This window comes from Pseudomonas sp. JS3066, from assembly GCF_036328175.1.
GTDB lineage: Bacteria > Pseudomonadota > Gammaproteobacteria > Pseudomonadales > Pseudomonadaceae > Metapseudomonas.
The window spans coordinates 1,037,042-1,051,321 of sequence record NZ_CP143312.1; the positions used below are offsets into that span (position 1 = coordinate 1,037,042).

Annotated in this window: 12 protein-coding genes and 3 tRNA genes; 13 read left to right on the plus strand and 2 right to left on the minus strand. The window is 61.7% G+C overall.

Annotation, left to right across the window (positions count from 1 at the left end; translation table 11 throughout):
• Nucleotides 1-4 precede the first annotated feature (4 nt).
• From astA to SA496_RS05000, 12 genes are all read left to right on the plus strand, one after another.
• Nucleotides 5-1,027 carry an arginine N-succinyltransferase gene (gene astA / locus SA496_RS04945; RefSeq protein ID WP_120652464.1) on the plus strand — a complete coding sequence of 341 codons (1,023 nt, stop codon included), beginning with the start codon at nt 5-7 and terminating at the stop codon, nt 1,025-1,027.
• Nucleotides 1,028-2,491, plus strand: coding sequence for a succinylglutamate-semialdehyde dehydrogenase (astD, locus tag SA496_RS04950; RefSeq protein ID WP_330115097.1), 1,464 nt, complete (start codon nt 1,028-1,030; stop codon nt 2,489-2,491).
• Nucleotides 2,488-3,834: an N-succinylarginine dihydrolase gene (gene astB / locus SA496_RS04955; protein ID WP_330115098.1), complete on the plus strand. Its 1,347-nt coding sequence runs from the start codon at nt 2,488-2,490 to the stop codon at nt 3,832-3,834. Before astD ends, astB begins: the two co-directional genes overlap by 4 nt.
• Nucleotides 3,835-3,844: 10 nt before the next feature.
• Nucleotides 3,845-4,129, plus strand: a complete 285-nt coding sequence (locus SA496_RS04960; RefSeq protein ID WP_120652459.1) for a topoisomerase II — start codon at nt 3,845-3,847, stop codon at nt 4,127-4,129.
• Between the two features lie 9 nt (nt 4,130-4,138).
• Entirely contained in the window at nt 4,139-5,137 is a 999-nt protein-coding gene (gene astE / locus SA496_RS04965) for a succinylglutamate desuccinylase (protein WP_120652457.1), read from the plus strand.
• A 143-nt stretch (nt 5,138-5,280) separates the two neighbouring features.
• Nucleotides 5,281-6,285 (plus strand): low-specificity L-threonine aldolase, encoded by a 1,005-nt coding sequence (gene ltaE, locus SA496_RS04970; RefSeq protein WP_120652455.1) that lies wholly within the window; start codon nt 5,281-5,283, stop codon nt 6,283-6,285.
• A 264-nt stretch (nt 6,286-6,549) separates the two neighbouring features.
• Entirely contained in the window at nt 6,550-9,174 is a 2,625-nt protein-coding gene (gene alaS / locus SA496_RS04975) for an alanine--tRNA ligase (RefSeq protein WP_120652454.1), read from the plus strand.
• A gap of 100 nt (nt 9,175-9,274) precedes the next feature.
• A complete protein-coding gene (locus SA496_RS04980) occupies nt 9,275-10,510 on the plus strand; it encodes an aspartate kinase (protein ID WP_120652451.1) in 1,236 nt (411 codons plus the stop codon).
• Nucleotides 10,511-10,695: 185 nt separating this feature from the next.
• Nucleotides 10,696-10,881 (plus strand): carbon storage regulator CsrA, encoded by a 186-nt coding sequence (gene csrA / locus SA496_RS04985; protein ID WP_003283978.1) that lies wholly within the window; start codon nt 10,696-10,698, stop codon nt 10,879-10,881.
• A gap of 62 nt (nt 10,882-10,943) precedes the next feature.
• Nucleotides 10,944-11,034, plus strand: a tRNA-Ser gene (locus SA496_RS04990).
• A 106-nt stretch (nt 11,035-11,140) separates the two neighbouring features.
• Nucleotides 11,141-11,217 (plus strand) — tRNA-Arg (locus SA496_RS04995).
• 71 nt (nt 11,218-11,288) lie between these two features.
• Nucleotides 11,289-11,365, plus strand: a tRNA-Arg gene (locus SA496_RS05000).
• A 45-nt stretch (nt 11,366-11,410) separates the two neighbouring features.
• Here the strand turns inward: SA496_RS05000 and SA496_RS05005 are convergent.
• Entirely contained in the window at nt 11,411-11,914 is a 504-nt protein-coding gene (locus SA496_RS05005; RefSeq protein WP_330115099.1) for a DUF4124 domain-containing protein, read from the minus strand.
• A 316-nt stretch (nt 11,915-12,230) separates the two neighbouring features.
• On the opposite strand from SA496_RS05005, the gene mgtE reads away from it, so the two are divergent.
• Nucleotides 12,231-13,673 carry a magnesium transporter gene (mgtE, locus tag SA496_RS05010; protein WP_330115100.1) on the plus strand — a complete coding sequence of 481 codons (1,443 nt, stop codon included), beginning with the start codon at nt 12,231-12,233 and terminating at the stop codon, nt 13,671-13,673.
• A 133-nt stretch (nt 13,674-13,806) separates the two neighbouring features.
• Here mgtE and SA496_RS05015 read toward each other — a convergent pair whose 3' ends face one another.
• On the minus strand, nt 13,807-14,133 hold the full coding sequence (locus SA496_RS05015; protein WP_041770386.1) for an Arc family DNA-binding protein: 327 nt from the start codon (nt 14,131-14,133) through the stop codon (nt 13,807-13,809).
• Nucleotides 14,134-14,280 lie beyond the last annotated feature (147 nt).

A 14,280-nucleotide genomic window follows, 5' to 3' on the forward strand; every position in this document is an offset into this window, starting at 1 on the left:
CACTATGATCGTTCGTCCCGTACGCAGCGCCGACTTACCGGCCCTGATCGACCTGGCGCGCAGCACCGGCGCAGGCCTGACCACGCTGCCGGCCAATGAGGAGCGCCTGGCGCATCGCGTCGGCTGGGCGGAGAAGGCTTTCCGTGGAGAGGCCGAGCGTGCCGACGCGGACTACCTGTTCGTTCTCGAGGACGACGATGGCACCGTCATTGGCATTTCCGCCGTGGCAGGCGCCGTGGGTCTGCGCGAGCCCTGGTACAACTACCGGGTCGGCCTGACCGTCAGCGCCTCGCAGGAACTGCACATCCACCGGCAGATTCCCACCCTGTTCCTGGCTAACGACCTGACCGGCAACTCCGAGCTGTGCTCGCTGTTCCTCCATGCCGGTCACCGCAGCGGCCTGAACGGTCGGTTGCTGTCCAAGGCGCGCTTCCTGTTCATCGCCGAATTCCCGGAGCTGTTCGGTGACAAGGTGATCGCCGAGATGCGCGGTATGTCCGACGAACACGGCGTTTCCCCGTTCTGGGAAAGCCTCGGACGGCACTTCTTCAAGATGGAATTCTCCCGCGCCGACTACCTCACCGGCGTCGGCAACAAGGCCTTCATCGCCGAACTGATGCCCCGCTTCCCGCTGTATACCTGCTTCCTCTCCGAGGCAGCGCGCAACATCATCGGTCGCGTGCACACCGACACCGAGCCGGCGCTGGCCATGCTCAAGGGCGAGGGCTTCAGCTACCAGGGCTACGTCGACATCTTCGATGCCGGTCCCGCCATCGAGTGCCAAACGTCGAAGATTCGCGCTGTGCGCGACAGCCAGAGCCTGGTGCTGGCCGTCGGTACGCCAGGTGATGACGCTACGCCTTTCCTGATCCATAACCGCAAGCGCGAAGACTGCCGCATCACCGCTGCACCGGCCCGCCTGGCCTCGGGAACGCTAGTGGTCGACGCACTGACGGCCAAGCGCCTGAAGCTCTCGGCCGGTGCCTCGGTTCGCGCTGTTCCGCTGTCGGCCAAGGAGTCCGTTTAAATGAGCACTCATTTCATTGCTGGTAACTGGCAGGCAGGGCAGGGCGAGGCTTTTGATTCGCTGAATCCGGTGACGCAGTCGGTCGTGTGGTCCGGCCAGGGCGCCAACGCCGTCCAGGTGGACGAAGCGGTCAAGGCTGCCCGTGCAGCGTTCCCGGCCTGGGCACGGCGCTCGCTGGAAGAACGAATTGCCATTCTCGAACAGTTCGCCGTGGCGTTGCGCAGCCATGCCGACGAACTCGCCCGTTGCATCGGCGAAGAAACGGGTAAGCCGCTGTGGGAGTCGGCCACCGAAGTGACCAGCATGGTCAACAAGGTCGCCATTTCCATCCAGAGCTACCGTGAACGCACCGGCGAGAAAAGTGGCCCTCTGGCTGACGCTACGGCGGTGCTGCGCCACAAGCCCCACGGCGTGGTCGCGGTGTTCGGTCCCTACAACTTCCCCGGCCACCTGCCCAATGGCCACATCGTGCCTGCGCTGCTGGCCGGCAACGCGGTGATCTTCAAGCCCAGCGAGCTGACCCCGAAGGTCGCCGAGCTGACGGTGAAATGCTGGATCGAGGCTGGCCTGCCGGCCGGCGTGCTCAATCTGGTGCAGGGCGCCCGTGAAACCGGTGTTGCCCTGGCCGGCAATGCGGGGATCGACGGCCTGTTCTTTACCGGCTCCAGCCGCACCGGCAATCTGCTCCACCAGCAGTTCGCCGGCCGCCCGGACAAGATCCTCGCCCTGGAAATGGGCGGTAACAACCCGCTGGTGGTGGATCAGGTTCAGGATGTGGATGCCGCCGTCTACACCATCATTCAGTCGGCCTTCATTTCTGCCGGCCAGCGCTGCACCTGCGCCCGTCGCCTGCTGGTGCCCGAGGGTGCCTGGGGCGATGCCCTGCTGGCGCGCCTGGTGAGCGTCGCCAGTACCATCAAGGTCGGCGCATTCGATGCCCAGCCCGCACCTTTCATGGGCTCGGTGATTTCCCTGGATGCGGCGCGCCACCTGCTCAAGGCCCAGGACCACCTGATCGCGGGCGGTGCCTCGGTGCTGCTGGCCATGTCCCAGCCGCTGGAGAACGCGGCGCTGCTGACTCCGGGCATCCTCGATGTGACCGCCGTGGCTGAGCGTCCGGATGAAGAGTTCTTCGGACCGCTGCTGCAGGTGATTCGCTACAGCGACTTCGATGCGGCGATTACCGAGGCCAATGCCACCCAGTACGGCCTGGCCGCCGGCCTCCTGTCGGATTCAGCCGAGCGTTACCAGCAATTCCTGATCGAGAGCCGTGCCGGCATCGTCAACTGGAACAAGCAGCTGACCGGTGCCGCCAGCAGCGCGCCCTTCGGTGGCGTCGGCGCCTCCGGCAACCACCGCGCCAGCGCTTATTACGCCGCTGACTACTGCGCCTACCCGGTAGCCTCGCTGGAAAGCGAAACCCTTGCCCTGCCTGCAACCCTTACCCCAGGAGTCAGCCTGTGAACGCCTATGAAGTGAACTTCGACGGACTGGTCGGCCCGACCCATAACTACGGTGGCCTGTCCTACGGTAACGTCGCCTCGCAGAGCAACAGCCAGGCGGTTTCCAACCCGAAGGAAGCGGCGCTGCAGGGCCTCGGCAAGATGAAGGCGCTGATGGAAATGGGCTTCAAGCAGGGCGTGTTCGCTCCGCAGGAGCGCCAGGACGTCGACGCCTTGCGCAGCCTCGGTTTCACCGGTACCGATGCTCAGGTCATCGCCCAGGCTGCGAAGGAGGCCATGCCATTGCTGGCCGCTTGCAGCTCCGCGTCCAGCATGTGGACCGCCAACTCCTGCACCGTCAGCCCCAGTGCCGATACCGCGGATGGCCGTGTGCACTTCACTGCTGCCAACCTGAACTGCAAGTTCCACCGTTCCATCGAGCATCCGACCACCAGTCGCGTGTTGGGCGCGATGTTCGCCAACGACAAATACTTCGCCCACCATGCCGCGCTGCCAGCGGTAGGCCAGTTCGGCGACGAAGGCGCGGCCAACCACACGCGGTTCTGCAAGGGCTACGGTGAGGCAGGCGTTGAATTCTTCGTCTTCGGCCGCAGCGCCTTCGACACCCGTTTCCCGTCGCCGCAGCGTTATCCCGCGCGGCAGACCCTGGAAGCCTGCCATGCGGTCGCCCGGCTGCACGGGCTAGGGGCGGAAGGTGTGGTCTACGCTCAACAGAACCCGGCGGTTATCGACCAGGGCGTGTTCCATAACGACGTGATTTCTGTGGGTAACGGCGAAGTGCTGTTCTATCACGAGGATGCCTTCCTCGAGACCGACAAGGTGCTGGCCGAGCTGGATAGCAAGCTTGGCAAGCGTGGTGGTCGCTTCCAGGCGGTGCGCGTGCCGCGCAGTGCGGTGGGAGTGGAAGACGCAGTGCGTTCCTACCTGTTCAACAGCCAGCTGCTCACTCGCGCCGATGGCAGCATGCTGCTGATCGTGCCGGAGGAATGCCGTGGCAATGCCAATGTCTGGAACTACCTGAACGAGCTGACCTCGGGGCAAGGTCCGATCCGCGAAGTGAAGGTCTTCGACCTCAAACAGAGCATGCAGAACGGAGGTGGCCCGGCTTGTCTGCGCCTGCGCGTGGCACTGAAGGAAGACGAACTGGCCGCGGTGAACCAAGGGGTGATCATGACCCCGCAACTTCACGCCAGCCTGACCACCTGGGTCGAAAAACACTATCGCGACCGCCTCAGCGAGTCCGACCTGGCTGATCCGCAATTGCTGGTGGAGTGCCGGACGGCATTGGATGAACTGACGCAGATCCTTAAACTGGGCGCTGTTTATCCCTTCCAGCTCAACTGAGAAACCTGAAATGTCCGACGCCCTGCAACTCATCCTCGAAGATACCGACGGCACCCAGCTCGAAACTTCTTGCACCCGCTTCGCCGTCGTCTGGCAGGGCAAGGAAGTCTGGATCCAGCAGGCCGGCAATGGCCAGCTGCTGATTGGCGTGGACGTGGAGGAGGGCGACACCGAGTACGCCAACCTGCTGCTGCGCCCGCTGGCCACCAATCTGGTCAGCCTGCAACTGGAAATGGAACCGGCCGACGCCGACGATGATGACCATGTACATGGTCCCGACTGCGATCACGATTGAGGTAACAGGATGCTAGCCCTCGGAAAACTGCTCGAACTGACCCTCGCCGGCCGAGAGCCGACCGAGAAGATCCAGCTGACATCCGGGGGCGTGCGTCTGCACTGGCTTGGGGAGGGGGCGCTGGACGTCACCCCGCCGGCCGCCGAAGACAGTGGGCTCGACCTGCTGCTTTCGGCCGGGGTGCATGGTAATGAGACCGCTCCGATCGAATTGCTGGACCGCCTGGTCCAGGCCATCGCACGCGGCCAGTTGAAGCCGCGTACACGCATTCTCTTCCTGCTGGGCAACCCTGAAGCCATTCGTCGTGGCGAACGCTTCGTCGAGCAGGACATCAACCGTCTGTTCAACGGTCGGCACGCCGAATCCAGTGGTTTCGAAGCCATGCGCGCCGGGGAGCTGGAGCGCTACGCGGCTGCCTTCTTCAGCAAGCCCGACCGCTTGCGCCTGCATTACGACCTGCATACCGCCATTCGTGGGTCGAAGATTGAACAGTTCGCCCTCTACCCCTATGTCGAAGGTCGCGAGCATTCGCGCAGGGAACTGGCGCGCCTGCGCGCTGCCGGCATCGACGCCGTGCTGCTGCAGAACAAGACTGGCATCACCTTCAGCTCCTACACGTACGCGCGACTGGATGCCGAGGCCTTTACCCTGGAACTGGGCAAGGCACGTCCGTTCGGCAGCAACGAGGAGGTCAACCTCGACCGGCTCGAGGCGCGTCTGCATGGGCTGATCGAAGGGTGCGAGCCAGAGGCTGATGGTGAAAGCCTGGACGGCCTGCAACTGTTCTCGGTATCGCGCGAGATCATCAAGCACAGCGAGTCCTTCCGCCTGCACCTTGCGCCGGATATCGAGAACTTCAGCGAGCTACCCGTCGGTTACCTGCTGGCTGAAGACATCGCCGGTACCCGCTGGGTGGTGGAAGAGCAGGGGGCGCGAATCATCTTCCCCAATCCCAAGGTGAAGAACGGCCTGCGTGCCGGCATCCTGATAGTTCCGGCCGACGTCTGAGAACCTGTCCACGATCTGCTGCGCGTCGGTTCGTGAACAGGTGCTGCGCCTTTCTTTCTTTCTTTCTTTCTTTCTTTCTGTACCTGTACCCGCCTGGTGCCGGCATTTAGGATCGGGTCCTTCGCCCATCCAAGGAGCCCGGCATGAGCCTGATCGATCTGCGTAGCGACACCGTCACCCAACCCACGCCCGGGATGCGCGAGGCCATGCAGCGCGCCGAACTGGGCGACGACGTCTATGGCGAAGACCCGACTGTCAACCGCCTGGAAGCTACGCTGGCCGAACGCCTGGGCTTCGAAGCAGCGCTCTTCGTGCCGACGGGAACCATGAGCAACTTGCTGGGCCTGATGGCCCATTGCGAGCGCGGCGACGAGTACATCGTCGGCCAGCAGGCGCATACCTATAAGTACGAAGGCGGTGGCGCCGCCGTATTGGGTTCTATCCAGCCCCAGCCCATCGACGGCGAGGCTGACGGCAGCCTGGACCTCTCCAGGGTCGAAGCTGCCATCAAGCAGGACGATTTCCACTTCGCACGCACCCGCCTGCTGGCGCTGGAAAACACCATGCAAGGCAAGGTGCTGCCACTTGATTACCTGGCCGCTGCCCGCGAGTTGACTCGTCGTCGTGGTCTGGGCCTGCATCTGGACGGCGCCCGGTTGTACAACGCTGCGGTGAAGCTGGGAGTGGACGCCCGCGAGATTACCCAGCACTTCGACTCGGTATCCGTTTGCCTGTCCAAGGGCCTCGGGGCACCGGTGGGTTCGGTGCTCTGTGGTGGCGCGGCGCTGATCGCCAAGGCTCGACGCCTGCGCAAGATGGTTGGTGGTGGCATGCGCCAGGCCGGTCTGCTGGCTGCGGCCGGTATTTATGCACTGGATCAGCAGGTGGAACGTCTGGCGGAAGATCACGCCAATGCTGAGCGCTTGGGGGCGGGCCTGCGTGATCTGGGTTACAGCATCGAGCCGGTGCAAACCAACATGGTCTACGTGCAGATCGGTGATCAGGCACGCGCCCTGGGCGACTTCCTCGCTGCTCGCGGCATTCGCGTCAGCCCTGCCGCGCGCTTGCGTCTGGTGACTCATCTGGACGTGCAAGCCGCCGATGTTCCCCGTGTGATCGAGGCTTTTGCCACTTTCCGGCAAGGCTGATCGGATGGCGCGCATAAATAGCCGCCATCTATCGCACAAAGAGACTATCCCGCTGGCGCAGGGCCGATATAATGCGGCCCTTTGCCGGTGATTCGTATGCCCGTCGCCAGACGGCTTCGAGTTTCGCGCGCAATGTGGGAAACAGGCGTTAAATGCCGGGATATTCTTGAGAACCTGCTGCTTTTTCGCCGATTTCCGCTTGCCGCCCTTCGCCGATAACGATTAGCACCCGCCGTCGTGGCCGCAGTTTCCGTGGAAGAACCTATGAAAAGCGCAGAAATCCGTGAAGCCTTCCTGAGCTTCTTCGAAGAGAAGGGGCATACCCGTGTCGCTTCCAGCTCCCTGATTCCGGGCAACGACCCGACCCTGCTGTTCACTAACGCGGGGATGAACCAGTTCAAGGACTGCTTCCTTGGCCTGGAGAAGCGCGCCTACACCCGTGCCACCACCAGCCAGAAATGCGTACGTGCCGGCGGCAAGCACAACGACCTGGAAAACGTCGGCTACACCGCGCGTCACCATACTTTCTTCGAAATGCTGGGTAACTTCAGCTTCGGTGACTATTTCAAGCGCGACGCCATTCACTACGCGTGGGAATTCCTCACCGGCGACAATTGGCTGAAGCTGCCGAAGGACAAGCTCTGGGTCACCGTCTACGCCAGTGACGACGAGGCCTACGAAATCTGGACCAAGGAAGTCGGTGTGCCGGAAGAGCGCATGGTGCGCATTGGCGACAACAAGGGTGCCCCTTACGCCTCCGATAACTTCTGGGCCATGGGCGACACCGGTCCTTGCGGTCCGTGCACCGAGATCTTCTTCGACCACGGCCCGGAAATCTGGGGCGGCCCGCCCGGCTCCCCGGAAGAAGACGGCGACCGCTACATCGAGATCTGGAACAACGTGTTCATGCAGTTCAACCGCACCGCGGACGGCGTGATGCACCCGCTGCCGGCGCCGAGCGTGGATACTGGCATGGGCCTGGAGCGTATCAGCGCCGTGCTGCAGCACGTGCACTCGAACTACGAGATCGACCTGTTCCAGAGTCTGCTGAAGGCTTCCGCTGAAGCTATCGGTTGCGCCAACGATGACGCGCCCTCGCTGAAAGTCGTGGCCGACCACATCCGTTCCTGCTCCTTCCTCATCGCCGACGGCGTGCTGCCTTCCAACGAAGGCCGTGGTTATGTACTGCGCCGCATCATTCGCCGCGCCTGCCGTCACGGTAACAAGCTGGGCGCCACCGGAGCCTTCTTCCACAAGATCGTCGCAGCTCTGGTGGGCGAGATGGGCGAAGCCTTCCCTGAGCTCAAGCAGCAGCAAGCGCATATCGAGCGCGTGCTGAAGACCGAGGAAGAGCAGTTCGCCAAGACCCTGGAGCAGGGCTTGCGCATCCTCGAACAGGACCTGTCCGGTCTTTCCGGCACCGTGATCCCGGGTGATGTGGTGTTCAAGCTGTACGACACCTACGGCTTCCCCATGGACCTGACCGGTGACATCGCCCGTGAGCGCGGCCTGACCCTCGATGAGGAAGGCTTCGAGCGCGAGATGGAGAAACAGCGCGAGATGTCCCGCGCCTCCAGCGCCTTCGGCATGGATTACAACTCCCTGGTCAAGGTGGACGCCGATACCGATTTCACCGGTTACGTGTGCACCCATGGCGACGCCAAGGTGGTTGCCTTGTTCAAGGAGGGCCAGGCAGTCGAGCTGCTCGCCGAAGGCGAAGAGGGCGTGCTGGTCCTGGATCGCACTCCGTTCTATGCCGAGTCCGGCGGTCAGGTGGGCGATTGCGGTTTCATTGCCGCCGCCGGCCTGCGATTCGACGTGCGCGATACCACCAAGGCTGGTGGCGCCTTCCTGCACCACGGCGTGGTCGACCATGGCGCCCTGCGCGTCGGTTCTGCCGTCACTGCTCAGGTGGATGCCACCGTTCGTCAGGCGACTGCACTCAACCACTCCGCTACTCACCTGCTGCACGCTGCGCTGCGCCAGGTGCTGGGTGATCATGTCCAGCAGAAGGGCTCGCTGGTCGACAGCCAGCGCCTGCGCTTCGACTTCAGCCATTTCGAGGCTATCAAGCCCGAGCAGCTGAAGGCTCTGGAAGACATCGTCAACTCCGAAATCCGCAAGAACAGTGAAGTCGAGACCGAAGAGACCGACATCGACACTGCCAAGGCCAAAGGCGCCATGGCCCTGTTTGGTGAAAAGTATGGCGATCAGGTGCGCGTACTGACCATGGGTGGCGATTTCTCCGTCGAGCTCTGCGGTGGTACTCACGTATCCCGTACCGGCGACATCGGCCTGTTCAAGATCACCAGCGAAGGCGGTGTGGCTGCTGGCGTGCGTCGTATCGAAGCCGTGACCGGCGCTGCTGCCCTGGCCTACCTCAACGGTGCCGAAGAACAACTCAAGGAAGCCGCGGGCCTGGTGAAAGGCAGTCGCGACAACCTGCTGGACAAACTGTCCGCCTTGCTGGAGCGCAACCGTCAGCTGGAAAAAGAGCTGGAGCAGCTCAAAGCCAAGGCGGCCAGTGCTGCCGGCGACGATCTGGCTTCTTCGGCCATCGACGTCAAAGGTGTGAAGGTCCTGGCGGCGCGCCTGGACGGACTGGACGGCGACGCGCTTTTGGCGCTGGTCGACCAACTCAAGAACAAGCTCGGCCGCGCGGTGATCCTGCTCGGCAGTGCGCTGGAGGGCAAGGTGACACTGGTCGCCGGTGTCACCCAGGACCTGACCGGCCAACTCAAAGCCGGCGATCTGATGAAGCAGGCCGCGGCGGCGGTCGGTGGCAAGGGTGGTGGCCGCCCTGACATGGCGCGTGGCGGCGGTACCGACGCTGCGGCCCTTGAGCAGGCACTGGCCCTGGCTGCACCGTTCGTCGAACAGGGCCTCTAAGGCCCGCCACCAACGGTCCGCCCCACGCCCGGCGGGCCTTGGCAGTGTTCTGCGTTGATTGTTTAATGGGCGCCCTTCACGGGATTAGGCGGCTTTTGAAATGGCTTTGATCGTACAGAAGTTTGGGGGGACCTCGGTCGGCACTGTCGAGCGCATCGAGCAGGTGGCCGAGAAGGTGAAGAAGTTCCGCGAAGGCGGCGATGACATCGTGGTCGTGGTTTCCGCCATGAGCGGCGAAACCAACCGTCTGATCGATCTGGCCAAACAGATCAGCGAGCAGCCGGTACCGCGCGAATTGGACGTAATGGTCTCCACCGGCGAGCAGGTGACCATCGCCCTGCTGGCCATGGCGCTGATCAAGCGCGGCGTGCCGGCGGTTTCCTACACCGGTAACCAGGTGCGCATCCTTACCGACAGCGCCCACAACAAGGCGCGCATCCTGCAGATCGACGACCAGAAGATCCGTGCCGACCTCAAAGCAGGTCGCGTCGTCGTGGTTGCGGGCTTCCAGGGTGTGGATGAGCACGGCAACATCACCACTCTCGGCCGTGGCGGTTCCGACACTACCGGCGTAGCCCTGGCAGCGGCCCTGAAGGCCGACGAGTGCCAGATCTACACCGACGTGGATGGCGTCTACACCACTGATCCGCGCGTGGTGCCCCAGGCCCAGCGCCTGGACAAGATCACCTTTGAAGAGATGCTGGAAATGGCCAGCCTCGGCTCCAAGGTGCTGCAGATCCGCTCGGTGGAGTTCGCCGGCAAATACAATGTCCCGCTGCGCGTGCTGCACAGCTTCCAGGAGGGTCCGGGCACCCTCATTACCCTTGATGAAGAGGAATCCATGGAACAGCCGATCATCTCCGGCATCGCCTTCAATCGCGACGAAGCCAAGCTGACCATCCGTGGCGTGCCGGACATCCCCGGCGTGGCCTTCAAGATCCTGGGCCCGATCAGTGCCGCAAATATCGAAGTGGATATGATCGTGCAGAACGTGGCGCACGATAACACCACCGACTTCACCTTCACTGTGCACCGCAACGACTATCAGAACGCCCAGCGCGTGCTGGAGCAGACCGCCAGCGAACTCGGCGCCCGTGAAGTGATCGGCGACACCAAGATTGCCAAGGTCTCCATCGTGGGTGTTGGCATGCGCTCCCATGCCGGCGTAGCCAGCCGCATGTTCGAAGCCCTGGCCAAGGAAACCATCAACATCCAGATGATCTCTACCTCGGAAATCAAAGTGTCCGTGGTCATCGAAGAGAAGTACCTCGAACTGGCGGTGCGTGCACTGCACACTGCGTTCGAGCTAGACGCCCCGAACCGACAGGGCGAATAAGGCAATTTTCAAAAGGCGCGGCTCACCCCGCGCCTTTTGTCGTTTTTGGCTGCTACGGTGGAACTTTCCTTTTGCCGGGGCTGGTCAATACTTGGGTGTAAGCTCCAGCCGTATTCCGTGCCGGGGCCGTAACCATTTCTTTTTTGCAGACTGTTGTCCCGAAACGAATCCGTAAGGAGAAAGGAATGCTGATTCTGACTCGCCGGGTCGGAGAGACCCTGATGGTGGGTGACGATGTCACTGTGACCGTGCTTGGGGTGAAAGGTAATCAGGTGCGCATTGGTGTCAATGCTCCCAAAGAGGTTGCCGTGCACCGTGAGGAAATTTACCAGCGCATACAGAAAGAGAAAGACCAAGAACCAAGCCACTAATTTTTCTGCAATTTTTGGCTTTGCAAACGGGGAAAACATGGTTATCATGCGCCCCGTGTTGCGGAGAGGTGGCCGAGTGGCCGAAGGCGCTCCCCTGCTAAGGGAGTACACCTCAAAAGGGTGTCGGGGGTTCGAATCCCCCCTTCTCCGCCATATTTCGTGTTGTAGGGTGGTTGGTTGCTAGATCGTTAAGTTATTGAAACTTCTCGAAAAAGCAGTTGACCAAAGCAAGAAAATCCCTATAATGCGCGCCCACAACGCACTCATAGCTCAGCTGGATAGAGTACCCGGCTACGAACCGGGCGGTCGGAGGTTCGAATCCTCCTGAGTGCGCCATTTTCAAGACTCGTGGCGTAGCCAGAGTCGTGAAAAAACCAGCGGTGATCTGGTCTAAAAACACCAACTGCGCACTCATAGCTCAGCTGGATAGAGTACCCGGCTACGAACCGGGCGGTCGGAGGTTCGAATCCTCCTGAGTGCGCCATACCGAAAGGGCCTGCAGAAATGCAGGCCCTTTTCTTTTGCGCTTCTACTTCCCCGCTATCACGCATCCCTCGGCATTGAACGCAACCTGGTAGCTGACGCCCTTCTTAGGCTTGTAGTGGTAGCGCAACTTGCCACTGCTTCCGCTAATTCGGTCCGGCTTGCCCAAGGCGCTCTCGACATCTGAGCGGGTCATGCCGCTGCGAATCTGCTTGCGGATAATCGCCTTGCGCCGATCCTGCGGCGAAATCACGTTGCCGCATACCTCCTCCCGCTCACCGACCACTACTATTTCCTGAGGAAGTTCGGGGTTATCCCATTTCTGAATCGGAAAGTACGACTCACCCAGTTCGCCCGGTATCAGTTCGCTACTCAAGATGTTTGGCGTCCTGGTGCGATGTTGCTCGGCATGGCTGCCCACTGGACAGCCGTGCTGGTTGAAGCTGACGTTGCCCTCGGCATCGCTGCAGCGGAAGACAGATGCCGCGTTCAATGGGGGCTGTGGCCAGCAGGGCAGGGCGGTGACGATGAGGATCGAGAGTCGTTTCATGGCGCCTTCTCCTTGGCATGGGCTCTCGAGGGTATCCGCTGAATCTCCACGCGTGCGCGTGTCCTACAGATGCGTGCCGACGTCGCAGGAGGGTGAAGGCAATCCCAGCTTTGCGATGCAAGCGATTGTTCTTTCCATGATTTTGTAACGCGTGAGTCTAACGGCGGTGTTATCATTGCGCGGTCAGCCCCGCCGGGGCATTCGGACAACCATCATGGACTTACCCAGTAGTTACTCAGAATCCCGATTGCACAATCGCGAAATGACTGTTTGACCCCTTCTGGCGTGCTCTGCCACTGGGGGTGGAGCGCGCTATATGACTGAAGTAGAAGCCAAAAAGCCGCAAGAGAGCCTGCAGGACCGTCTGGCCCAGGTTATCGAACTGCTGCATCGCCACAAGCTGGTGGAAGACCTGACGCATCGTCAGGAAGGCCAGCATCGCGACCTCGTTGAAAATCTCGTCCACCGCCAGAACCTCGCGGAACTGCAGCGCAAGCTGGACGAGTTGCACCCTGCCGACATCGCCCACATCCTCGAAGCCCTGCCGCTCCAGGACCGTCTGACGGTCTGGCAGCTGGTCAAGGCTGAGCGCGACGGCGACATCCTCCTTGAAGTGTCCGATGCGGTCCGCGAAACGCTTATCGCGGACATGGACAATCACGAGCTGCTCGCGGCTGCCAAGGAGATGGACGCCGACGAGCTGGCGGACCTTGCGCCCGAGCTGCCGCGGGATGTGATCCATGAGCTGATGGACTCCCTCGATGCGCAGCAGCGCGAGCGTGTTCGCTCCGTGCTGTCGTACGAGGAAGACCAGGTCGGCGCGCTGATGGATTTCGAGATGGTCACCATCCGCGATGATGTGGCCCTCGAAGTGGTGTTGCGTTACCTGCGCCGTCTCAAGGAGCTGCCCGGCCACACCGACAAGCTCTTCGTGGTGGACTACGATGGCGTCCTCAAGGGCGTTCTTCCCATCAAGCGTTTGCTGGTGAATGACCCGGACAAGGAAGTGGCCGAAGTCATGGCCACCGACCCGGTGAGCTTCCACCCGGATGAGGATGCTTACGATGCTGCCCAGGCGTTCGAGCGCTATGACTTGGTATCGGCACCGGTAGTGGACAAGAACGGCAAGCTGATCGGTCGTTTGACCATCGACGAAATGGTCGACCTGATCCGGGAAGAAAGTGAGACCGAAGTGCTCAACATGGCCGGTCTGCGCGAAGAGGAAGACATCTTCGCCTCGGTCTGGAAGTCGGTCGGTAACCGCTGGGCCTGGTTGGCGGTCAACCTGGTCACTGCGTTCATCGCGTCCCGTGTGATCGGTTTGTTCGAGGGCTCCATCGAGAAGCTGGTAGCACTCGCGGCACTGATGCCGATCGTTGCTGGCATCGGCGGCAACTCGGGCAATCAGACCATCACCATGATCGTCCGCGCCATGGCCCTGGACCAGATGGGCCCCGGCAATACTTCGCGCCTGCTGCGCAAGGAGCTTGGTGTAGCCCTGATCAACGGCCTGATCTGGGGTGGGGTGATTGGGGCGGTTGCCTACTATCTATATGGCAACTGGTCGTTGGGCGTGGTGATGACGGGGGCGATGACCCTCAACCTGCTGCTGGCGGCGCTGATGGGGGTACTGATTCCCATGACCCTGACGCGCATGGGGCGCGACCCGGCGATGGGTTCCAGTGTGATGATCACGGCCATGACTGATAGCGGCGGCTTCTTCATCTTCCTTGGCCTGGCCACCCTGTTCCTGCTCTGAGATCGAATGAACGAAGAAGCCGCCTCCGCAGGGCGGCTTTTTCGTTAGTGCGACTGTCCCAGGCGGGGCCCTTCCGAATCGAAGGCATGAAAAAACCGGCAATAGCCGGTTTTTTCATTCAATGCGGGGAGCTTCAGGATTCCTCAGCCGCCAGTTCCGCATCGTGGGCAATCAGGGCAACCAGGGCATTCTGCTGGCGCCGCGACAGCTGACGGAAGCGCTGCAGCAGCTCGCGCTCATGCAGGGTCAGCTCTGGGCTGTCCAGGCGCATGGAAACGCCTTCGTCCAGCGCGCCTTCCTGGAGCATGCTCTGCTCGAGGCGGGCGATGATCTCGGAGTTCATGCTGCGATGGTGGTTGCGGGCCACGACAGCAATGCGCTCTCGCATACCCTCGGGGAGACGAACGACGAATTTGTCAGCCGTGCGACTGGAATAGATAGCCTGTTTCATAGGGCGCATACATTCAACCGGTTAGTTCAGGAAAGCGATGCTGGCAATGAGCTGCAAGATTGTCACCGGTTTGACTGTCCTTAGCAGCAATTGTTCAACCAGTTTCGCGATTCGAATCGGTATGACCCTAAGGTCAGCAAAACGTTTCCTTGACGT

What these genes read in the sequence shown, in the direction of transcription:
- astA (WP_120652464.1), top strand. Translation starts at nt 5, where the DNA reads ATGATCGTTCGTCCCGTACGCAGCGCCGACTTACCGGCCCTGATCGAC.
- astD (WP_330115097.1), top strand. Translation starts at nt 1,028, where the DNA reads ATGAGCACTCATTTCATTGCTGGTAACTGGCAGGCAGGGCAGGGCGAG.
- SA496_RS04960 (WP_120652459.1), top strand. Translation starts at nt 3,845, where the DNA reads ATGTCCGACGCCCTGCAACTCATCCTCGAAGATACCGACGGCACCCAG.
- astE (WP_120652457.1), top strand. Translation starts at nt 4,139, where the DNA reads ATGCTAGCCCTCGGAAAACTGCTCGAACTGACCCTCGCCGGCCGAGAG.
- ltaE (WP_120652455.1), top strand. Translation starts at nt 5,281, where the DNA reads ATGAGCCTGATCGATCTGCGTAGCGACACCGTCACCCAACCCACGCCC.
- alaS (WP_120652454.1), top strand. Translation starts at nt 6,550, where the DNA reads ATGAAAAGCGCAGAAATCCGTGAAGCCTTCCTGAGCTTCTTCGAAGAG.
- SA496_RS04980 (WP_120652451.1), top strand. Translation starts at nt 9,275, where the DNA reads ATGGCTTTGATCGTACAGAAGTTTGGGGGGACCTCGGTCGGCACTGTC.
- csrA (WP_003283978.1), top strand. Translation starts at nt 10,696, where the DNA reads ATGCTGATTCTGACTCGCCGGGTCGGAGAGACCCTGATGGTGGGTGAC.
- SA496_RS05005 (WP_330115099.1), bottom strand. Translation starts at nt 11,914, where the DNA reads ATGAAACGACTCTCGATCCTCATCGTCACCGCCCTGCCCTGCTGGCCA.
- mgtE (WP_330115100.1), top strand. Translation starts at nt 12,231, where the DNA reads ATGACTGAAGTAGAAGCCAAAAAGCCGCAAGAGAGCCTGCAGGACCGT.
- SA496_RS05015 (WP_041770386.1), bottom strand. Translation starts at nt 14,133, where the DNA reads ATGCGCCCTATGAAACAGGCTATCTATTCCAGTCGCACGGCTGACAAA.